The 20,829-nt window shown below is 64.5% G+C and carries 23 protein-coding genes and 1 tRNA gene; 18 read left to right on the forward strand and 6 right to left on the reverse strand.

Annotation, left to right across the window (positions count from 1 at the left end; genetic code table 11):
* Positions 1 to 3: 3 nt before the first annotated feature.
* The 4 genes from API01S_RS07920 to API01S_RS07935 all read right to left on the reverse strand — a co-directional run bounded on the left by API01S_RS07920 (position 4) and on the right by API01S_RS07935 (position 2,049).
* Positions 4 to 594, reverse strand: a complete 591-nt coding sequence (locus tag API01S_RS07920) for a DUF2946 family protein (RefSeq protein WP_061304100.1) — start codon at positions 592 to 594, stop codon at positions 4 to 6.
* Between the two features lie 2 nt (positions 595 to 596).
* Positions 597 to 914: a hypothetical protein gene (locus tag API01S_RS07925; RefSeq protein WP_050728005.1), complete on the reverse strand. Its 318-nt coding sequence runs from the start codon at positions 912 to 914 to the stop codon at positions 597 to 599.
* 100 nt (positions 915 to 1,014) lie between these two features.
* Positions 1,015 to 1,088, reverse strand: a tRNA-Cys gene (locus tag API01S_RS07930).
* Between the two features lie 460 nt (positions 1,089 to 1,548).
* Positions 1,549 to 2,049: a DUF305 domain-containing protein gene (locus API01S_RS07935; RefSeq protein WP_003098996.1), complete on the reverse strand. Its 501-nt coding sequence runs from the start codon at positions 2,047 to 2,049 to the stop codon at positions 1,549 to 1,551.
* Positions 2,050 to 2,499: 450 nt separating this feature from the next.
* On the opposite strand from API01S_RS07935, the gene API01S_RS07940 reads away from it, so the two are divergent.
* The 11 genes from API01S_RS07940 to API01S_RS07990 all read left to right on the forward strand — a co-directional run bounded on the left by API01S_RS07940 (position 2,500) and on the right by API01S_RS07990 (position 12,810).
* Positions 2,500 to 3,246 carry a hypothetical protein gene (locus API01S_RS07940; RefSeq protein ID WP_003098991.1) on the forward strand — a complete coding sequence of 249 codons (747 nt, stop codon included), beginning with the start codon at positions 2,500 to 2,502 and terminating at the stop codon, positions 3,244 to 3,246.
* A 118-nt stretch (positions 3,247 to 3,364) separates the two neighbouring features.
* Entirely contained in the window at positions 3,365 to 3,577 is a 213-nt protein-coding gene (locus API01S_RS07945; protein WP_003090093.1) for an AlpA family transcriptional regulator, read from the forward strand.
* A gap of 42 nt (positions 3,578 to 3,619) precedes the next feature.
* Complete coding sequence (locus API01S_RS07950; protein ID WP_003098988.1) at positions 3,620 to 4,495, forward strand: ParA family protein; 876 nt, start codon at positions 3,620 to 3,622, stop codon at positions 4,493 to 4,495.
* Positions 4,479 to 4,748 (forward strand): hypothetical protein, encoded by a 270-nt coding sequence (locus tag API01S_RS07955; protein ID WP_003050422.1) that lies wholly within the window; start codon positions 4,479 to 4,481, stop codon positions 4,746 to 4,748. Before API01S_RS07950 ends, API01S_RS07955 begins: the two co-directional genes overlap by 17 nt.
* On the forward strand, positions 4,741 to 6,420 hold the full coding sequence (locus API01S_RS07960) for a ParB family protein (RefSeq protein WP_006226007.1): 1,680 nt from the start codon (positions 4,741 to 4,743) through the stop codon (positions 6,418 to 6,420). Before API01S_RS07955 ends, API01S_RS07960 begins: the two co-directional genes overlap by 8 nt.
* A 14-nt stretch (positions 6,421 to 6,434) precedes the next feature.
* Positions 6,435 to 6,995, forward strand: a complete 561-nt coding sequence (locus API01S_RS07965) for a DUF2857 domain-containing protein (RefSeq protein ID WP_003090097.1) — start codon at positions 6,435 to 6,437, stop codon at positions 6,993 to 6,995.
* 3 nt (positions 6,996 to 6,998) lie between these two features.
* Complete coding sequence (locus API01S_RS07970) at positions 6,999 to 8,237, forward strand: STY4528 family pathogenicity island replication protein (RefSeq protein WP_006226008.1); 1,239 nt, start codon at positions 6,999 to 7,001, stop codon at positions 8,235 to 8,237.
* A 429-nt stretch (positions 8,238 to 8,666) separates the two neighbouring features.
* Positions 8,667 to 9,458, forward strand: a complete 792-nt coding sequence (locus API01S_RS07975) for a PFL_4669 family integrating conjugative element protein (RefSeq protein WP_003098981.1) — start codon at positions 8,667 to 8,669, stop codon at positions 9,456 to 9,458.
* The gene (locus API01S_RS07980) at positions 9,455 to 9,982 is read left to right on the forward strand and encodes a DUF3158 family protein (RefSeq protein ID WP_003098978.1); all 528 of its coding nucleotides are present in this window, start codon (positions 9,455 to 9,457) and stop codon (positions 9,980 to 9,982) included. Before API01S_RS07975 ends, API01S_RS07980 begins: the two co-directional genes overlap by 4 nt.
* A 73-nt stretch (positions 9,983 to 10,055) precedes the next feature.
* Positions 10,056 to 10,496, forward strand: a complete 441-nt coding sequence (locus API01S_RS07985) for a single-stranded DNA-binding protein (protein WP_003098976.1) — start codon at positions 10,056 to 10,058, stop codon at positions 10,494 to 10,496.
* Between the two features lie 283 nt (positions 10,497 to 10,779).
* Positions 10,780 to 12,810, forward strand: coding sequence for a DNA topoisomerase III (locus API01S_RS07990; RefSeq protein WP_003116834.1), 2,031 nt, complete (start codon positions 10,780 to 10,782; stop codon positions 12,808 to 12,810).
* 723 nt (positions 12,811 to 13,533) lie between these two features.
* On the opposite strand, the gene API01S_RS07995 is transcribed toward API01S_RS07990, so the two are convergent.
* Positions 13,534 to 14,169 (reverse strand): cation transporter, encoded by a 636-nt coding sequence (locus API01S_RS07995; protein WP_003098972.1) that lies wholly within the window; start codon positions 14,167 to 14,169, stop codon positions 13,534 to 13,536.
* A 384-nt stretch (positions 14,170 to 14,553) separates the two neighbouring features.
* Between API01S_RS07995 and API01S_RS29500 the strand changes: the two genes are divergently transcribed.
* Positions 14,554 to 14,790, forward strand: a complete 237-nt coding sequence (locus API01S_RS29500; RefSeq protein ID WP_003098970.1) for a hypothetical protein — start codon at positions 14,554 to 14,556, stop codon at positions 14,788 to 14,790.
* A gap of 24 nt (positions 14,791 to 14,814) precedes the next feature.
* On the forward strand, positions 14,815 to 15,177 hold the full coding sequence (locus tag API01S_RS29505; RefSeq protein ID WP_196588568.1) for a DUF3703 domain-containing protein: 363 nt from the start codon (positions 14,815 to 14,817) through the stop codon (positions 15,175 to 15,177).
* A 67-nt stretch (positions 15,178 to 15,244) separates the two neighbouring features.
* Here API01S_RS29505 and cadR read toward each other — a convergent pair whose 3' ends face one another.
* Complete coding sequence (gene cadR, locus API01S_RS08005) at positions 15,245 to 15,643, reverse strand: Cd(II)/Pb(II)-responsive transcriptional regulator (RefSeq protein ID WP_003098965.1); 399 nt, start codon at positions 15,641 to 15,643, stop codon at positions 15,245 to 15,247.
* A gap of 91 nt (positions 15,644 to 15,734) precedes the next feature.
* On the opposite strand from cadR, the gene API01S_RS08010 reads away from it, so the two are divergent.
* The 5 genes from API01S_RS08010 to API01S_RS08030 all read left to right on the forward strand — a co-directional run bounded on the left by API01S_RS08010 (position 15,735) and on the right by API01S_RS08030 (position 20,763).
* Positions 15,735 to 18,647, forward strand: a complete 2,913-nt coding sequence (locus API01S_RS08010) for a heavy metal translocating P-type ATPase (protein ID WP_003098961.1) — start codon at positions 15,735 to 15,737, stop codon at positions 18,645 to 18,647.
* Between the two features lie 3 nt (positions 18,648 to 18,650).
* Positions 18,651 to 19,151, forward strand: coding sequence for a signal peptidase II (gene lspA / locus API01S_RS08015; protein WP_003098955.1), 501 nt, complete (start codon positions 18,651 to 18,653; stop codon positions 19,149 to 19,151).
* 336 nt (positions 19,152 to 19,487) lie between these two features.
* On the forward strand, positions 19,488 to 19,799 hold the full coding sequence (locus API01S_RS29630; RefSeq protein WP_003108988.1) for a hypothetical protein: 312 nt from the start codon (positions 19,488 to 19,490) through the stop codon (positions 19,797 to 19,799).
* 337 nt (positions 19,800 to 20,136) lie between these two features.
* Entirely contained in the window at positions 20,137 to 20,349 is a 213-nt protein-coding gene (locus tag API01S_RS08025) for a hypothetical protein (protein WP_003116833.1), read from the forward strand.
* A gap of 21 nt (positions 20,350 to 20,370) precedes the next feature.
* Positions 20,371 to 20,763, forward strand: coding sequence for a hypothetical protein (locus tag API01S_RS08030; protein ID WP_003098949.1), 393 nt, complete (start codon positions 20,371 to 20,373; stop codon positions 20,761 to 20,763).
* The last annotated feature ends 66 nt before the right edge of the window (positions 20,764 to 20,829 follow it).

The following is a 20,829-nucleotide window of genomic DNA, read 5'->3' on the forward strand; positions in this document are numbered from 1 at the left end:
CCGCTAACCCGCAGGGCTCGGGTCAAAGCCCAGGCGCCGCGCCACATCCTGCCGCGCTATCGCGCGTAGCGGCGCGGCGGCGTAGACGCCCGGCCATGACAGCGGTATCTCGGCATCTGGCGCCAGGTCGGCCAGGGCATCCAGGGCCGGCGCGCCGTCCGCCGTCGACAGTTTTTCCAGCAGGGCGGGCAGGTCGCGGTCCAGCACCAGGCCGGCGCCGGCCGGCGTGGACGCATACAGTTGGCCCGCGTCGTCCAGCCACCAGCCGCGGACGGCGGCCACCGGCGCATCGGTATGCGTGCGCAGGCCGCTGTTGTCGTCGCTCAATCGCAGCACGAACGGCGCACCGTCCAGCCGCACGAACACCCGCTGCGGTCCGTTCTGGAAAAACCAGCGGCCCGCTTCGTCGTGTTCATAATTGCGATTGATGAATTCCAGGATCTGGGCATTGGTGATGGACTCGCCGGCACCGCCTTGCGCGGCCTGACCTTGCGGATGCAGGCGCCAGCGCCCGCGCCCGTCCAGCGATAGCCAGCCGTAGACCGCCGGCACATTGGGCCAGCGCGCGATGGCGTCCTTCACCGATTGATCCATGGTCAGGGCCGGATGATGATGGAAGGCGGCGTGATGACGATGGCGGGCGCGGCCATCGGCACAACAACCTGCGGCTGCGCGTAGTAGCCCTGGCGATAGTCATCGCGGCACTTGCGCTTTTCCTGGTATTCGCCGTTGCGCTTCCATTTGCGCTCGACCTTGCACGCGCCATCCCAATACTTTTCCTTGTATTCGCGGCCATGCCGATGATGATGACGATCGGAGTCGGCCTCGGCCGCCATCGGCGCCAACGCCAGCATCGCGGCGGTAGACAGGGCAAGCATGGGCGAGCGGGTACGAGAATTCAGAATGCTTTGCATAGTATCGACGTCAGTGGAAACGGCGTCACCATAGCAATCATTCGATTGTCAGCGCGTAGGGATGCGTAACGAGATGCTGGGGGAGGGGGGGGAAAGATGCTGGAGGCGCAAGCCGGAATCGAACCGACGTACACGGATTTGCAATCCGCTGCATAACCACTCTGCCATTGCGCCAGCACTTGCAAGAAAAAAGGAAGCGCGGTGTTGGCCGTTGCTTCCCTTTTGAATTTGGAGCGGGAGACGAGTCATGCACTAGAGCGCTAAGTCTCTGTTTCCCAATCACTTTCTCCACTGTGGTGATCAGCGAAGAACTCAATTATAGCCTTGTTTTTCGCCCTCGGCAACAAAGTTCATCCAACCACTTCCACCAGCGTCCAAGGATGATCCATCCACCCGTCGTTACGCCTGATGCGTCCAGCTGCTGAGCGGGTTCGCTATCGAACTCCAACTTGCGACGATCATGACTTGCGCTCGCTCCGCAGGCAGCGCGGGGTGGTGTCGCGTGGACTACCTGGCACCTGGACGGCTGTAGGACACAACCGCCGGCATCGGAACACCGCAAGTACTCATCTTTACATCGCTGCGGCTAACTTCGCCGGAGCGCAACGCGGCGCCAGTGTAGTGGCAGCCAGCCTCAACGAAGGCGTGCAGCAATCCGGTTCATCTGCTCGATCTCCGCGCGCTGGCCATCGGAAATCGCTTGGCATAGGTTGACGAGTTCCGGATCTGAGAGCTGCGCCTCGCGGCACATGAGGATCGCTCCCGAATGGTGCGGGACCATAGACGCGATGAACTGTCGATCGCCGATTCCGGTTTGAGCACGGGTAGCGGCAAAAGAACCGAGTGTGAGAACGGCAAACAAGCCGTACAGCACGAGATTGAGCCGCCGGTTTGGAAACATGCCGGGCATTGTCGCTAGCATGAAGATGCCCATTGGCGCCCACATAGTGACCGCCATGTAGAGCATGTTGAGATTGTTTCTGAAGTCCCTGGCGCCGTCGATCATGCTGAACATTACGAAGTACATGACGACGAGGCCCAACACCATGTTCACCCAGAACTTGGCGTATGGTCGGCCGTGCTTACCCATCTGACCGGATGTGTGATGTTGATGTTCATGGGAATGTTCAGCCATCTCCGTCTCCTATGTGCTGGGGCAACCTGGCAGGGTCACTGGTACTGCGGCAGATACTTTGTCGATATATCAGCATGTGGAGCGATGCATCACTAACCGCTGATTTCCAGTCCCCAACTGGACGTAGGGGCGTCGAACGCTTCAACTCGCTGGTCTTGAACCGTCTGGATATCAGACCATACCAAATCGGTCTTGATGGGCTTTGCGCCACCTATGACGCTGGTACCGTGAGCGCCAATATCGAGCTTGCGTCCTCATCGCTCGATGGGCCGGCAACTGATCGATTCTTGCATATCAAGCAAGACAAGGCCACCTGCGGCGGACGCCAATGGCCTCCTCCGCCTTCGCTTAGGGCATCGCCTCAAGCGTCCGTCGCAGGCCATAACGACACAACAGCCCTTGGGCAAGAAAGGAGCCGGTGATGTAGCGCACCCGAAAGGAGACGAAGACATGCACAAGGACATTTCAACATCAAAGGTGTTCTATCGTCCCATCGAGGCGGCCATCCGATGGGCTGGGTTGCTGCGGTATCTCCCGATGATCCTGGCCACGATCGCGTCACCGCGTGTCCTGCCTCGGTCGCTGAACTGCCCTCGATGGAATGAGTGCCGGCTGCACTCGGAACGTATCTATGACGGCATCCTCAACGGAGAGCTGCCCTACGGCAAGAACGGGATCACGCTCAATGATCCGAACCTGCTCAATTCTCTGGATCTGACTGTTCGCCATGTCGATCTAAAACGCTGGATGCGCACCCACTATCCCGAGCACCGGCCAGGATTTCTGTTCAGCCGTGGCGAACGCATGGCGCATCCTTTCATCACCATGGAAACAGGACAGGCGATCCTCGTGGAGCGGCTGGCCCTTCAGGCCGCGCTTGAACAAGCCCGACGTGAGATGCGAGAACTGCAGGAGCAGCACGACACGCTACTCAAGCAATCCTCGGTGCTGTTGGCATCCAAGCAATGCGAGATCAGCGAACGGGCGGAAACGACCTATCTCAACATCATTGGAGGGATGTTGACGCTGATGCTGAGCCAGTCGCCTTCAGGCGTGCCCTATTCCAGCTTCAAAACGCAGGAGGCCCTTGTCTCTGCATTGGTCGCCCACTACGGCGGCACCATGGGCATCACTGAGCGCACCTTAAACGGAAAGTTCGCCAACGCTAAGAGGTACGTTCGTAGCGCAAGCGCATGAGGTTATCCAGCTTGTATGTGCAATCGCGGAGATTGCATTTGCAATGTCTTTCCGCAGCCAGGTCTATTGAATAGAGGTCACGCCAACAAACGCCGCCGAGCGTTCAGGAGTGACCGCCATGTCGCAGACCCCTGTACTCCCGCCGAACGAGCGCCGCATCCTGCGGCTCGATGAAGTCGAAGCGAAGTCCGGCTTCAAACGCGCCCACATCTACAACCTGATGAAGAAGCGCCAGTTCCCTCAGGCGCTGCGCCTGGGCGTGCGCGCTGTCGGCTGGGATTCGATCGAAATCGACCAGTGGATCGCCGAGCGCCTCAACCACCGGACCTGACCCGCTCTCCCGCGGACTTCCCATTCCCAGCCGGAGAGCGCCATGCAGGTCGTGTCCATCATTTCAACGAAGGGCGGCGTCGGCAAGACCACGACGGCCGCCAACCTGGGCGGGCTCGCCGCGGACGCGGGCCTGCGCGTGCTGCTGCTCGATCTCGACGTGCAGCCCACCTTGTCCTCCTACTACGAACTGACCCAGCGCGCGCCGGGCGGCATCTATGAGCTGTTGGCCTTCAACGAGCGCGACCTTGGCCAGCTCGTGTCCCGCACGATCATCGCGGGCCTGGACCTGGTGCTGTCCGACGACCACCGGGGCGAGCTGAACACGTTGTTGCTGCATGCGCCGGATGGCCGCCTGCGGTTGCGGCATCTGCTGCCAGCACTTGCTCCCCTCTACGACCTGGTGCTGATCGACACCCAGGGCGCGCGTTCCGTGCTGCTGGAGATGGCGGTGCTCGCCTCCGATCTCGCGCTGTCGCCCGTCACGCCGGAGATCCTCGCGGCACGCGAGCTGCGGCGCGGCACCATGCAGTTGCTCGAAGACATTGCGCCGTACCGGCACCTGGGCATCGAACCGCCGCCGCTGCACTTGCTCATCAACCGCGTCCACCCGGTGTCCGCCAACGCACGGCTGATCCAGCAGGCCTTGCGCGACCTGTTCCAGGACAGCGCCGGCATCCGCGTGCTCGCCACCGACGTGCCGGCCATAGAAGCGTATCCACGTGCCGCAACGCGCGGCCTGCCGGTGCATCGGGTCGAGCACCGCCAGCCGCCCGGCAGAGTCGCCCCTGCCGCGCTCGACACGATGCGCGCGCTCGCCAGCGAGTTGTTCCCGCAATGGCAGGACCGACTGGCTCAAGTATCCGGCCGCCCGCAGCGACCTCTTGATCCTGGGAGGCCCCATGGCGAACGCACATGAGCTGGCCCGCGGCCACAAGCGGCTGCGCGCCCTGATCGAGTTCGCGGTCGGTGAGGGCTGGCACGTCAAGCGCACGCCGGGCGGGCACCTCAAGTTCACCAAGGCCGGCTGCGCGGCGATCTACACGAGTTCGACAGCGAGTGACCACCGGGCCGAATTGAACGCCCGTGCGCAGATCCGCCGCGCCGAGCGAGAGGCCCGCATGGCGCCGGCCGGCGGTCGTGGGGACTGCGAGGGGTGCGGCCATGGCTGACATGACCTCGCAGGACATGGCAGGCAAGCTGCTCGCGGCCGGCTTCGAGCGCAGCGGCCCAGCGGCTACGGCCTTGAGCGACCCGATCGCGGACACGCCCATGGTCGTGACGCTGGACCAGTTGCGGCCCTACGACCATGACCCGCGCATGAAGCGCAACCCGGCTTACGAGGAAATCAAGGCATCCATCCGCGAGCGCGGCCTGGACGCGGCGCCGGCCATCACGCGCAGGCCCGGCGAGGACCACTACATCATCCGCAACGGCGGCAACACGCGACTGGCGATCCTGCGCGAACTCTGGTCGGAGACCAAGGAAGAACGCTTCTTCCGCATATCGTGCCTGTTCCGACCATGGCCGGAGCGCGGTGAAATCGTCGCGCTGACCGGGCATCTTGCCGAGAACGAACTGCGCGGCGGCCTCACGTTCATCGAGCGCGCGCTCGGCGTCGAGAAAGCACGGGAGTTCTACGAGCAGGAGAGCGGCGCCGCCCTGAGCCAGTCGGAACTGGCCCGCCGCCTGGCGGCCGATGGCTTCCCCGTCCAGCGGTCGCACATCACCCGCATGGCCGACGCGGTGCGCTACCTGCTGCCCGCCATTCCCACTGTGCTCTATGGCGGCCTGGGGCGCCACCAGGTCGAGCGGCTGTCGGTCATGCGCACGGCCTGCAAACGCACCTGGGAGCACTACGCCAAGGACCGTTCGCTGCCGCTGGACTTCGACAGTTTCTTTCAGGAGGTGCTGGCGCAGTTCGACACGCAGGGCGACGAGTTCGCGCCGCAGCGCGTGCAAGACGAGCTGATCGGCCAGATGTCCGAGCTGCTGGGCATCGGCTACGACGTGCTGGCGCTGGACCTGACCGAATCGGAAAGCCGCCACCGGGCGCTGGTCAGTGACCCGACGCCACCTGCGGCGCAGCCGGCGTTGCCTTCGCCCACCGCCGGCACGCCGACTCCGCCGGGCGCAGCATCGTCCATCGCCACGCCTGCAGCGGCGGCCGGTCCTCCACCCGCCAGCCCTCCGGCGTCCGAGCCCACCTTGCGCCACGACGACACGGCGGTTGGCGAAGCGGCCACGGGAAGCCAGCCGGCCGCACCGGGCGATCTGCTTCGCGAGCACATCGTCTCGCCAGCACCGACGACAGAACGGCTCCAATCGATCCAGCGCATGGTCGCCGACCAGTTGGGCGATGCGCTGCCGCCCGACTTCTCGGCGAGCGTGCTGCAGTCCATCCCGGTGCAAGCCGGCGGACTCTATCCGATCTCCGACGTCTGGTACATCGACGCCGGCCTGGACACGCCCGATCGGCTGCGCATCCACATCGCGCAGTTCGCGCGCGAGATCGCCGGGGAGGCAGACCTGGACGAGTGCATCGAGGATCGCGCCGATGGCATCGGGTTTGCGTGCCGCGCCCGCGGCCAAGCCCCGTCGCCGCTCGGCCGCGCGGTGCTGACGCTGCTCACTTCCCTGACGGGTCAGCCCGTCGCCGAAGCGGGCCTGGACGGCGCGCAGCTCGCCGCCGACCTGCCGACCCTGTTGCACGGCCAGAGCCAAGGCCATGGCAGCGGCGCAAGGCGCTTGAGCGACACGGCGTTGGTCAAGCTCTTTCGGCTGCTGCGCCTCGCCCGGCGTCTGCTGGACCTGGAAGCCGGCACCACGGCGCCCGGGACGTGAGCGAGGGAGGCCGCATGTCCACATCGCATCCGCTCAACCAGGCCGTGATTGCCCAGGCGCTGTATGACCTTCGCAACGGCCAACTGCGCCGCTGCAAGGCCATGGGCTTCGGCGAGGCCGAGCTGGATGCGCTCAAGCACCCCGCGCTGATCAGCGTGCTGGCCAACGCCAGCGTCTCGTGGTGCTCGGTCACGGTCAACCGCGAAGTGCTGCAGCGCCTGCTCAACCAGGCACAGGACGTGGAGAAGGAAATCGCCACGGTCGATCGCATGCTGCGGCTGGGGGCCAGCACGGAGATGGTCAGCCGCTTCTATGGCCTGACCCATCAGGAAGTCGCCCTGCGGCGGGAGATCCTCGGCCTGCCCAAGCGCAAGGGGCGCCACCCCGTCCTGGACGAGACCCAGGACACCGAACTGTGGCGGCAATGGAAAGCCGTGACCAGCAGCAGGAACGTCGATCTGGAGGACGAGACCTCGATTCTCGATGCGGCCATGGACCTGGCCGAGGGCATGTCGCTGCCGCTCTCGGTGGTCTGGGCCGCGATCAGGAACTGGGTCGATCAGGGATTGGGCTAGGCCATGGCCGTGGACGACACCGCCCCACGAGCCCAGCGCCCTGGCCCCATCGCACTCGCCGACCTGTTCGACGCTGCGCTGAAGGACCTCGCGCCCAAGTCCAGCTCTGGCGCTCCCGCGTCCCTGCCTGCTCCAACGCCCACGCCTCCTACGTCCGGCGACGCCTTCCTGTTCAGTGGCAATCGGCACGAGAGCGTGCCGCGGCGGCTGTTCCTCGACCGCCGCCTGACACCGCTGGAGCGCAACGCCTGGCAGGTGTTCCGATTGATGCTCAACGACGATGGCGTCACGGCATTTCCCACCTATGAGCAGTTGCGCCCCTGGCTGGCGTCGATGCCCTGCGCAGGCCAGGCCTCCCATGAGACCGTGGCGCGGGCGCTGACGCTGCTGCGCCTGACGCGCTGGCTGAGCCTCGTGCGACGACGGCGCGACCCCAAGACCGGTCGCATCCTCGGCAACCTCTACGTCCTGCACGACGAACCGCTGACGCCGTTCGAGGCGATGCAACTCGACGCCGACTACCTGGCCCTGGTCAGCCAGTCGCTGGGGCATTCGGCCAAGGCCGTCCAGGTGGTGGGACTCAACACCCTCCAGGAGATCGCGGACGACCCGATGCTGTCCGGACGCACCTTGCCGTCGCGGCTGCAAGTGCTCGCCGAGCGCCTGGCCGACCAGGGCATCACCGCCTCCGAAAGTTATCCACAGGAGGATGCGGTCCACGATTCCGAAGAAGGGCCCGCGAGCCTTCTTCGGAATGGCGATCGCCCATCTTCGGAATCCGAAGCAGGGCCGAAACCCGCGCCAGACGGCGCTCTTCGGAATCCGAAGCAGGACCGTACAGTACGTAGTAGTCGTATTGATGAAGTACGTACTACCGCGCAGGCGCGTGCGCTGGGCGACCTGCAATGGCCCAAGCGCTTCGCGGAACTGAAGGCGGAACAGCAGGCCGGAGCCAAGATGGCGTTGCAGCAGGTGGACGCTGCCCTGCGGCAGGCCGTGCTGGACGAATGGGCCGCACGGTGCGGCAAGCATGGCATCCGCAACCCCGCCGGTTATCTGTTCGGCATCATCCAGCGCGCCATGCGCGGCGAGTTCAATGCCTGGGCCAAGCAGACCGGCCCGGCACCGCCAACACCATCGGCGGCGCGAGCGCCACCAACCGAGCCGCCGCGCAACGTCGTGCCGCCCGAGGTGGCCCGGCAGCACATCGAGCGCCTGCGCGATCTGCTGCGCAAATCCTGAGCACAGGGCTTGTCAAAGCCGTGAAGTAGATCTCCATGGCGGTCGGCAGAAACGGTCCCCTGGGGACGGCTGTGCGGTGAAGCGCCGGGCGACGGCGCGACATGCTGCGCAAAACCTGAGTAGAGCGCATGCAAGACCATGAAGCAGACCTCCATGGCGCTCAACGGAACGGTCCCCTGGGGACGGCTGCGCGGCGAAGGATCGTGTCGAACGGCAGCGCGACGTGCGGTGCAGCACGCATACCGTCAACAACCGAGGACGGGAACGCCGATGTGAGTGCCCATCTGCGGAGCGGTCCCCAGGGGACCGTTGCGCGCTGCGCCGCCAGCGCGCACAGAACCGGGGGTCGGCTCATTTCGGTTTGTTGACTGACTGCCTTCCGCTGCATGCGGATGCTGGCGGCTCCCTGTCCACCAGCGAGCGATCACCATGGCAACCAGCAACGAACCATTGCAACTCAACCTCGGCTCCCTGCGCAGCGCGATGTCGCTGACGCTGCACACCCACCACGCCTCGCGCATCTGGCATGGCCGCGCCGCCGCCGAGGGGCGACCGGGCATCGTCGGCCTGAACGGCTACATCGCCGTCATGAACAAGATGAAGCGCGGCTCGGAGCAGGACGACCCATACAGCGACTGGTGGATGCTTCGCATCGAAGACAAGCTCGACCAGACCAGGACCACGCTGCAGACGCTGCGCGACCAGGTGGACCAGGCCCTGGCCGGCGTGCCCGCCGCGTTGACCCTGGGCGAGAACCTCAACGTGCAGCCCGTCAAGCTTCCGCTGTTCGTCAATGCGCAGTTGGGCTTTGCCGCCGTCTATCTCCTGGCCGACTACGACGACATCGCGCGCAAGCTGATCCTCGCCCACCACACCGCGCTGATCGATCGCTCGACGTTGGAGCGCTGGCTCAACGAAGGTGCCCACGCGCTGCGCAGCCTGTTCAGCCTGGCCCAGCAATACCGCTACTCGGGCTGCACCCGCGACGACTTCGCGGCCAAGAACGCCGCAGCTCGGGCAGCATTGGAGAAGTTCGGCGAACTGCCGCAGGACGTGCTCGAAGGCATGCGCCGCTCGAAGTTTGCGCCGCCCGTCGTGCGCCGTGGTCTGCAACAGCGTGGTGATAGCGCTGCCGCAGCCGCATCTCCCACCGACGAAGGCGCTGCCGCCGATTCGGCCGAGGCCAAGTCCACAGCCGCCGGCGAGGACGAACCGGCATGAGCGACCCGAACCGCGAACCGCGCTACTTCCGTCGTCTGGAACAGCCAGCCTTCATGCGGCTGGAACACGCGGCCTCTCTAAAAGGCCTTTTAAAGCCTTTTAAAGGTAAAGGGGACTTCGAGGCCTGGGCCAGCCAGTGCTTCGCCATGCGCGACGAGTTGATTGCCCTGGCGCAGCGACAGGTGCTGCCACAGGCGTGCGGGCATCCCTTCCACCTGCTTCCCGTCGAGCTGGCCCAGCAGACCACTGGCGCAGGCACGACCTTTCTTCGCTGGCGCAAGCACGATCGATCGGCCATGGGCGTGGCGTTGTGGCAGGAGCTGATGGCGAGCCCCAGCACGCCGGTCAACCTGCTGCACGACCTGCACGAGATCGAACTGCAGCGCGTCATGCTGAACATGCAGATCAGCCTGCTGCACACCCTGGGCAGGCAAGCACAGGAATGCGCCAGCAAGGCCGCGCAGGCGGACAACACCTACCTGCGCCGGCTCGCGTCCGTTCCTGCCGCAGTGCGCGATCGGTGATTGCGCCTGCCATCCGAGCACGCGCCCGAGCCCAACGAGGCACGGGTATTTCAACCACCACGGAGATTCCAACATGAGCACACAATTCATCGGCGAGGGCAACATCGGATCGCCTCCCGAGTACCGCGAATTCCCCAATGGCAACGACGATCCTCGCCGGTTGCTCCGGCTGAACGTGTACTTCGACAACCCCGTCCCCACCAAGGGCGGCGAGTTCGAGGACCGCGGCGGCTTCTGGGCGCCGGTGGAACTCTGGCACCACGACGCCGACCGCTGGCAGCAGCTCTACCAGAAGGGCATGCGGGTGCTGGTCGTCGGCCGCATGGAGCGCGACCCCTGGACGGACAACGAAGATCAGCCGCGTGAGACTTGGCAGGTCAACGCGCGCAGTGTCGGCATCCTGCCGTACCGCATCGAGTCTGTGGCCCTCAGCCCGAAGCCACAGGAGGCAGAGCCGAAGCCCCAGGCCACCCAGGAATCGACGGCGCCGAAAGAGACCAAGCGCAGGAAGTGATCGGGCATGGAGGGCGGCTGCCGCAGTGCTTCGCCGCCCTCCATGCGCTGCGAATTATCCCCAGGGGATAGCTCCACCAACGTCCACCGAGTTCCACGCGCGCTCCCGGAAATCGCGGCTCTCGGCCCGCACACTTCCGGCCACGCACCTTCCCCGCACTCGCCATTTCATCGGCGTGAAAGCGGTCGCTGCCGCATGCGGCTTGTTTGCTGCTGCCAGGGGCTGCGCTCGGCATCCTCGATCCCAGCAACTCCATGAACAACAGGAATCGGGATGGACGGATATGCGGCTGTTCTTGTGCGAGAAGCCCTCCCAGGGCAAAGACATTGGCCGGATTCTCGGCGCCACGCAGCGCGGTGAAGGCTGCCTCAACGGTTCCGGCGTCACGGTCACCTGGTGCATCGGCCATCTCGTGGAGGCGGCGCCGCCCGAGGCCTACGACGAGCAGCTCAAACGATGGTCCGTTGAGCAGTTGCCCATCATTCCCCAGCACTGGCGGGTCGAGGTCAAACCGAAGACCGCCACGCAATTCAAGGTCGTCAAGGCGCTCTTGGCGAAGGCGACTCACCTGGTTATCGCCACCGATGCCGACCGCGAGGGCGAATTGATCGCCCGCGAGATCGTGGAGCTTTGCGGCTACCGCGGCCCCATCGAACGCCTGTGGCTGTCGGCGCTCAACGATGCGTCCATTCGGGCGGCACTGGGCAAGCTGCGGCCTTCGGCCGAGACGCTTTCGATGTACCACTCGGCGCTGGCGCGCTCCCGTGCGGATTGGCTCGTGGGCATGAACCTGAGCCGGCTGTTCACGGTGCTGGGGCGACAGGCGGGTTACGACGGCGTGCTGTCGGTCGGCCGCGTACAGACCCCGACGCTCAAGCTCGTTGTGGACCGCGACCGCGAGATCGCGCGCTTCGTGTCCGTACCATACTGGGCCATCGCCGTGTCCCTGTTCGCAGGCGGTTCGACTTTCGCCGCGCAATGGGTTCCACCCGATGCGTGCACCGACGACGCAGGCCGCTGCCTGCGGCAGCCGGTCGCACAGCAGACCATGCAGCAGATCCGCGCTGCGGGCAGTGCCCACGTCGTGTCGGTGGAGACTGAGCGTGTCCGCGAAGGCCCGCCGCTGCCGTTCGACCTGGGCACCTTGCAGGAAGTGTGTTCCAAGCAGCTTGGGCTGGACGTGCAGGAAACCTTGGAGATTGCCCAAGCCCTGTACGAGACGCACAAGGCCACGACGTACCCCCGCTCGGACTCCGGCTACCTGCCCGAGAGCATGTTTGCCGAAGTGCCCACCGTTCTCGACAGCCTGCTCAAGACCGATCCCTCGCTGCGCTCGATCATGGGCCAGCTCGACCGCTCGCAGCGCTCGCGCGCCTGGAACGATGGCAAGGTCACGGCGCACCACGGCATCATCCCGACGCTCGAACCGGCGAAGCTCTCCGCCATGAGCGAGAAGGAACTGGCCGTGTACAGGCTCATCCGGTCGCATTACCTGGCGCAGTTCCTCCCTCACCACGAGTTCGACCGCACTGTGGCCAAGTTTTCGTGCGGGGGGCAGAACCTGGCGGCCACGGGCAAGCAGGTTGTCATCCCGGGTTGGCGCCAGGTGCTCGCCGAGCCGCAGGCCGAAGACGGTGATGGCGAGGGCGATACTGCGGTCCGCGCCCAGGTGCTGCCCGCGCTGCCGAAACTGTATGAGGGCCTGGCATGCCAGGTGGCCGACGTCGATCTCAAGGCACTCAAGACGCTGCCGCCCAAACCGTACACGCAAGGCGAGTTGGTCAAGTCCATGAAAGGCGTCGCCAAGCTGGTGTCCGATCCCCGCCTGAAGCAGAAGCTCAAGGATACGGTTGGCATCGGCACCGAAGCGACGCGGGCCAACATCATCGGCGGCCTGATCGCTCGCGGCTACCTCGTGAAGAAGGGGCGCGCCATCCGCGCCTCGGATGCGGCTTTCACTTTGATCGATGCCGTGCCTGCGGCGATTGCCGACCCTGGCACCACCGCCGTCTGGGAACAGGCGCTCGACATGATCGAGGCCGGACAGCTCACCCTGGACGTGTTCATCGGCAAGCAGGCCGCGTGGATTTCGCAGTTGATTGCGCAGTACGGCAGCGCCTCCCTGTCCATCAAGGTTCCCCAAGGGCCGGCATGCCCGCAGTGCGGCGCACCCACGCGCCAGCGCAGCGGCAAGAGCGGCCCGTTCTGGTCGTGCAGCCGCTACCCGGACTGCAAAGGCACGCTGCCAGTCGAATCCGGCAGCTCCAAGCGCGGCGCCTCGCGCCCGCGCCGTAGCGGCCGCAAAGGCTCCTGACCGCCCCCGTTCCCCGTGAGCCGTGCCCGCCTTCGGCGGCGTGGCCCCTGTCCCGCACTCCGCCGCATGCCCTGCGGGACGCCCAGCGCGCAACGCCTTCTTGATCCGTGTGCGCGTCCCGCCCAGCCGTCCCCGGCCGCGGGACCTGAAGGTAGCTTCTCTGCGAGCCGCACCACGCGCGTTCTGTTGATCTGCGTTTCTTCCGCCCTCTGCGAAGGGTCTCCCGGTGGCTTGCCAGGCTGCACGAGCCACCGGGAGACCCTTCGTGGTCAGCGGTAATCGGTGCCGGTGCCCGCCGGTGCAAAAACGGGCTCCCTTTGTGCGCGGATGTGCGCCAGACGATGCCGGCCCCAGCCACGACATGGGCCGGGTGTGATTGCTTGATGAGCAGACGGTTCTAGCGACGACCGGGCCTGCCAATCAGCCCACGGGTGGTTCCTCTTTTCTCCCGAGCCGAAGGCCGTTGGGCCTTCGGCGCCATTCTCCTGCCCATCAACGTCCCGGCCCGGCCATTGGCCTGGGCCACACGAACAGGAGAGACGACATGCACCCTCAACCTTGCGCACCGCTGCTGTACGGCAGACGGAGGTCGAGAACGGCATGCCCGCCTATCGCGCGGCCATCGCCAATGGTACGCTCGGCTGCAGCCGAGGCCGTAGCCCAAAGGCTGGACTACCTCTTTTGCAGAGGTAAACCTCGGGATGAACTGGGCGAAAACATGCCTTATGTGCCCGCCTTACGGCGAGCTGTTTCCGATGCTTCGCGCAGGATTTCCCGCCCCCCATTCGCTGCGATTGCGGCCACGATGACGCCCAGCACCAGATCCGGGATGTTCGACCCGAACCCCATCACCAGCACCCCGGACAGCACAATCGCACCATTGACGATGGAGTCGTTGCTGGTAAAGATCGCTGACGCCTTGAAGTTCACATCTTCCCCGCGATGGCGGCGCAGTAGTCTGAGGCACACTAGGTTCAAAGCCGCGTTCAGCGCGGCCATGGCCATCATGGCTGGGCCGACAGGCTCTTCCCCTCCAGCGAAGCGGCGTAGGACTTCCAACAGCAGCAGCGCGGCCAGGCCGATTAGCAAGAAACCCGACAAGCGGGCCGCGCCCACCTTGACCGTTGCCGCACGACCGACGGCATACAGGCTAACCGCATAGACCGACGCATCGGCGAGGTTGTCCAACCCGGCGCCCATCAGCGCCGTAGAGCCAGCCCAGATGCCAAGGGCAATGCCGGCGGCGGACTGCGTCAGGTTGATCAGCAACACAGTCAGAAGAATCTTTCGGTCCTTCGCATCGCTCGCATCTAGGCGGCCCAACTCGTCGTTTTCGTGATTTCTGTGGTTTTCAGCCATGCATTGTTCCTTCCAAATCGATGGATGCTGAAGCCTGTAGCGGCTGGAGAGTCAAGGCGCAGATGCAACGAACTTGCCACAGGGTCTTCCCGGACGCCCTTGACTCTACCGTAGCTAGAAGGTTTTCCAATCCAGTCAGAGCTTTAGGACAGAACAGATGAGCACCAATGCGCCCCCTTCATTGCGACTGTCATCCGGTATGGCTGCTATCCACTGATCCGTGGCGCCACTGCGGTTGTGCTCTTCGGCGAGCTCGCGACCGGCCGGCCGTCTTTTCCGACGGAGCTACTCACAGTGATCGTCGCGCTCGCTTGTGCCGCCTTGCTAGAGGGCGGGCGGCCTTTCCACTCCCCGTTGAGCCAGTAGCGGCGTTCCAAGCTGTGGTTGGCCGTCGGCGCATGGCTCGGCTTCTTGGTCGTGCATCTGGCCTTCCAGCACTCCAATCTGGGATACCGGGTCGGGCCGTTGGGATTGTTGATCGGGGTGGCTGAAGCCCATCGCTGGCATCACAAGCGTGAGCACGAAGACGCCCAAGTCAACTACGGCGATTTCTGGATGCCCGGGGGCCACTTGTTCAGCGCTTTCCGGTCGCAAAAGCACACGCTGGGCGCCAAAGAGTGACACTCAAGAAAGATGGACTTTCCAATGGACTACGGCCCGCAGCTTGTCTATCCCTTCCGGAGCCGGCCAGCAGCGGCAAACGCTTGCGCTGCTGGCTATACGATCTTGCCCACGTCGCATTCTTGCGCGAGTCGGGCCTTGCGGCTTCTTGCGAAGCGATCGCGAGTTGCGTGGCGTGCCCATGAGTCGGGCCGCGTCGTGGCGCACTGCTACCTTGGCCTGCACCTGCACCTGCGCAGCCACGCCGCGATGCTCGGTCTGGCCTGGAGAACCCGTAAGGTGGCGGAGATTGCGGCGCGCAGGTCGTCCGGCTCGCGCTGGCTCCTGTGGGCCACGCCCTCGGTCGCACGCCGTCTCAAAACGTCAGAACCGCGCGCTTTCGCATGATGGAGCGCGGCACGTGGCTCTCAGAACTGGACCCGATCACTTCCAGCACCGATGACACGCTCGAGCTTCAGGCGGGCTCGGCCAAGCTGTTGAGAATGCCGCACTCGCGCGAGGTTCGGGCGCTATCGCAGGAGCGTCGCAGATCCATTAACTCGCGCTCCAAGGCGCGCAATTCCTTCATCTTGGTCCGCACTTGCGCGATATGAGCGTCGACCAGCGCGTTCACCTCGCCGCAGCCCAACTCTGGCCGATCCCGTAAGTTCAGCAGTTGACGGATCTCATCCAGCGTCATGTCCTTCGCCCGGCAGCGGCGGATGAACAGCAAGCGCTGCAAATGGACTTCGTCATAGAGCCTGAAGTTGCCCTCGCTACGTGCAGGCTCGGGCAGCAAGCCTTCTGACTCGTAAAAGCGCACGGTCTGCACCAAGCAATCTGCCTTCTTGCCCAGTTCACCGATCCGCATCATGGTTGCTTCCTATAAAAAACTTGACTCTATATCTACTAGAGGTTTTCTAATGATGGCATCCGGGGAAAACCTTGTCAATGAAGAGCGATCTATGAACAAAGAACCTTCCAGCCCATGCGCCTGCTCCGGCGGCAATGGCCAACAGACGGCGTGCGCCAGTGAGCAGGCCAGCACTGAAACCACCGTTTTCCACGTGAGCAACATGGATTGCCGCAATGAGGAAGCACTGGTGCGGCGAACGCTGGAGGGCATGCCCGGTGTCGAGCGGCTCCTGTTCGATCTTCCGCAGCGTTTGTTGACCATTTCGCACCGCGAAGTCTCGGCCGATGCCTTGGAGCAAGCGCTGAATTCGGTGGGCATGAAGGCTCAGGCTGTCCGAGACGCCGCCGTGTCGACCACCTACCGCATCGAGAACATGGACTGCCCGAGCGAGGAGAAACTCATCCGCTCGCACCTCGGGGCAGTCGAGGGAATTCAGGACCTCGACTTCGACCTCGCTGAGCGCACCCTGTCGGTGAAACACCTCGCTCAGGCACGCGCGCAGATGGAGCAGGTCCTGGCCTCGATCGGCATGCGCGCCAAGGAGCAGACCTTCGGCCACACGGGGCCGATCGAAGCCGCGGCTGTGATCCCATCCTCGGCCCTGCAGCAGCAACCAACCGCTGCCGTTTCCGCGCCGCCGATCGGCGAGCGGGTGACGTACCGGATCGAGAACATGGATTGCCCGACGGAAGAAGCGCTGATCCGCGACCGGCTGGGCAAGCTGCCGGGTGTGACCGCGCTCGACTTCAATCTGATGCAGCGTGTGCTGGGAGTCCAGCACACGCTGGCGACCTCAGCGCCGATCGAGAAGGCGCTTGCTTCCATTGGAATGCAGGCTGCGCGGCAGGACATGCAGACAGCCACCACGGTACTTCGCATCGCGAAGATGGACTGTCCGACCGAGGAAAGTCTGATCCGCGGCAAGCTGCAAGGCATGCCGGGCGTGCAGGGAATGGATTTCAACCTGATGCAGCGCACGCTCACGGTTCGGCACACACCCGACGCGATCAAGCCGGCAGTCGAAGCCATCGAATCGCTGGGCATGGAAGCCGAGGTCCAGAGGACTGATGAGCCGCGCGATGCCCCGGTGGCCGCGCACAAGACCAATTGGTGGCCGATGGCGGTTTCGGGCGTTGCGGCGGTGGCCGCCGAAGGCGTGTACTGGGTCAACGACGGCAATCATTGGGCCGTGATCGTGCTGGCACTGGTTTCGATCTTCACCGGCGGCCTCAGCACCTACAAGAAGGGCTGGATCGCGCTGAAGAACCTCAACCTGAACATGAACGCCCTGATGGCCATCGCGGTCACCGGCGGCATGGCGATCGGCCACTGGCCGGAGGCCGCCATGGTCATGTTCCTGTTCGCGTTGGCGGAAGTGATCGAGGCGAAGTCGCTGGACCGCGCCCGCAACGCCATTCGGGGGCTGATGGACTTGGCGCCCGAGACCGCGACCGTGCGGCAGGCCGATGGCTCATGGACAGAGCTGCCGGCCAAGGAGGTCGCAAAGGGCGCGGTGGTCCGCGTGCGTCCTGGCGAGCGCATCGCACTGGACGGCCTGATCACCTCGGGTCGATCGGCCATCAACCAGGCGCCCATCACCGGCGAGAGCCTGCCCGTCGAGAAGGCCGAAGGTGACCAGGTCTTCGCCGGAACCATCAATGAGACCGGCTCTTTCGAATACAAGGTGACCGCAGGCGCCAGCGACTCGACGCTCGCGCGCATCATCCATGCCGTGGAGTCCGCGCAGGGCAGCCGTGCGCCCACGCAGCGCTTCGTCGACCAGTTCGCCCGCGTCTACACGCCGGCGGTGTTCGCGGTGTCCGTGCTGGTTGCCGTCGTGCCGCCGCTCGCCTTCGGCGGCGCATGGTTTGACTGGGTCTACAAGGCCCTGGTACTGCTGGTGATCGCCTGCCCCTGCGCTCTGGTCATCTCCACGCCGGTCACCATCGTCAGCGGCTTGGCCGCTGCCGCCCGACGCGGCATCCTGATCAAGGGTGGCGTCTACCTGGAGGGCGGGCGCAAGCTCAAGGCGTTGGCCCTGGACAAGACCGGCACACTCACACATGGCAAGCCCGAGCAGACCGACTTCGTGCCGCTGATCGGCGAGGCGCAGGAAGTTGCCGCCTGGGCCGCAAGCCTCGCGGCACGCTCGGACCATCCTGTGTCTCAGGCCATCGCCCGCAAGGCGAACCGTGACGGCATCGCGCTGCACGAGGTCGACGACTTCGCGGCGCTGCCTGGCCGCGGCGTGCGCGGCCGCGTCGCCGGGCGCATGTTGCACATGGGCAACCACAGGCTCGCCCAGGAGCTGGGCCTGAGCGAAGCGACGCTCCAGGCTCGGCTGGAGACCCTGGAGCGCCAAGGCAAGACAGCGATCCTGCTGATGGACGATGCGACCGTGCTCGGCATTTTTGCAGTGGCCGACACCGTGAAGGAAACCAGCCGTGAGGCGGTGGCCGACCTGCAGGCGCTGGGTGTGCGCACGCTGATGCTGACGGGGGACAACCAGCACACGGCCGCGGCCATCGCTGCCCAGGTCGGAATCTCTGAAGCCCGTGGTGACCAACTGCCCGAAGACAAGCTCAAGACCATCGAAAGCCTGGTCGGCGGCGAGGGCCAGGTGGGCATGGTGGGCGACGGCATCAACGATTCGCCCGCGCTCGCCCGTGCCGACATCGGCTTCGCCATGGGCGCGGCCGGCACCGACACCGCGATCGAAACAGCCGACGTCGCCCTGATGGACGACGACCTGCGCAAGATCCCCGCCTTCATCCGGCTGTCGCGTAGCACTGCGGCGATCCTCACGCAGAACATCGTTCTGGCCCTTGGCATCAAGGCGGTGTTCCTTGCGTTGACGTTCACAGGGCATGCCACCATGTGGATGGCTGTGTTCGCTGACATGGGGGCAAGTCTTTTGGTTGTCGTCAATGGGCTGCGCCTCCTGAAGTTCAAGGCGGCATGAACAATGGATGAACCATCTCTTCGCAAGACGCAGTGGTACTCACTCGCGATCGTTATATTCGCCGGCGATCAGGCAGCTAAGAGCTACATTGACGCGACAACTCCCTTGGGTTGGTCGCACGAGGTGGCGTCATTCTTCAACCTAGTTCACGCTCTCAATCCCGGCGCGGCGTTCAGCTTCCTTGCTGGCGCGGGCGGCTGGCAGCGGTGGTTTTTTCTGGCGATCGCGTTCGCAATATCGGCATGGCTCGCATGGCTGCTCTCCCGGCCGCTGCGCAAAACGGAAGGCCTTTCGTACAGCCTCATTCTGGGCGGCGCATTGGGCAACGCGTTCGACCGCGCCACGCGCGGGCACGTTATCGACTACATCGACTTTCACCTGCACGGCTGGCACTGGCCCGCCTTCAACATCGCTGACATGGCCATCGTGGGCGGGGCGATCGCGCTGGTGGCCCAGTCGTTCATGAGCGTGGAGAACCCGGCCGCCACAAAGGAGTCCCAGTGACATTGGGACGATCCGGAAATTCGCAATGCACACGGTGCAGGACACCAATCTGAAGAGAACGGCCCCCAGCATGAGCGGCCGCGGCTTGGCCCTCATGCTAGCGCCCACCGCCGCTTTTGCTGCAACGCCCTGTTGCGATGGCGGCGATTGCTGCAACGACGTCGCAATGCCTTGCTGTGAATAAACAGCACGCAAGCCAGTTGACCTGGCAATTATGAAAGTCCATCACGGCGATGCTGGCCTTTTTCGTTCCAATGAGCCGTCACGGAGAGGTGATGATGAAGCTATGCCGGGATCCTGCAAGCTTTAGGACGGTCTTCTTTACCGCATAGCGATATGCTGATGTCACCCGTTCGCCTCGCCTGGCAAGTACAAGTAGTTCGTCGCGGTTTTCTGGCCGTGTCCGCCCGCTTCGCTGGCCCTTTTGCCCCAAACAAGCGCAATCATGCCTGCGTTACCACCAAAGTTCGCCCCCGCCAGTTGCTGTTCCTAAAGGGCATCAAGCTCAACGCCATCGCCGACCGGCCAGCGTATTTCGCATCGCTGCGTGCCCGTCGGGGCCAGCCCATCGTCATCCTCGCAGAGCTGGGACCGGACGAGGCATTCGCCCTGTGGAAGCAGCATGTACTGGGCGACAGGCCTCGCTGACCCAGTTTCGCCTCATCCTCCTGACAGCCCCGCACTTATTGCGGGGCTTTCTTTTTTCCGCGTTCGCCAATCGGGGCTGTTGCAAATGCCGATTTCCGGCTGACGCGGCTCGCCTCGCGCATGAAGCTGCCCGCATGTGTCGCTGATTCGTCAGCACCATGCCAGCAGCCAGAGTTTCCAGGCTGCCGCGGATTCTTTCCGCGCTACCCGCCAGTCCGCCATCGCATCGAGTCTGCGGACGCGCGTCACCCGTGACGCCGATGCTTTTTTCTCAACCGCGTGCGGGAGCTGCCATCCCGTGAGGGACGAGGCCCCGCTTTTTCCAAGGAGCCCGTCCATGTCCCAGCAAGCCTCTTTCGGCCAGTTGGCCTTGATCCATTGCGGCAAGTTCCTGCCGCTCGAAATCCTGCATAGCGCCGCCGGCCACTACATCGGCACGCGCGATACAGAAGGTCCCGTTTCGCGGGAATCCTGCCAGTACTTCCGCAGCTATGCCGCGGCTCAACGTGCCCTCGAAAGAGGCGGCTGGTCCCAGCTCGCCACACCCTGATCCAACTGGAGGAACCACGTCATGAACCAGCTTTTGCCCCAGGAAGTCGTCGATCAGATCATGCGGGAAGAGCAGCATTTCGCCGCCGCGCCCCAAGCCTTCTTCGAGGTCTGGAAGCGCGGCGTCGAGATCGCAGGCCCGCAATGGTTTGGCGACGGCACGCGCGAAGGCCTGAACCAGGCAAAGAGCAAGTGGGATCTGCGTCCCGACATGCTGCGTGCCAACGACGCACTCGGCGTCCTGAGCAGCGGGGAACGCATGTTCCTGTCCGCCATGTTCAGCTTCTACAACGCGCGCGAGGGCGGTGCCATGCTCAAGCGCTGCCACTTCCAAGGACTGTCGGACTTCGATGGTCTCGATCTGCAACGCCGCAAGGTCATCGCCGATCTGTTGGTGAACTACAGCGGTTGGTGAGCCGGTCTGCGGCATACCACCGTCTTTTTGTTCACTGCCCATGAGGGACATGCGTCCACGCGGCCA

The sequence above is a fragment of the Achromobacter piechaudii NBRC 102461 genome, assembly GCF_001571245.1.
Lineage (GTDB): Bacteria > Pseudomonadota > Gammaproteobacteria > Burkholderiales > Burkholderiaceae_B > Achromobacter > Achromobacter piechaudii.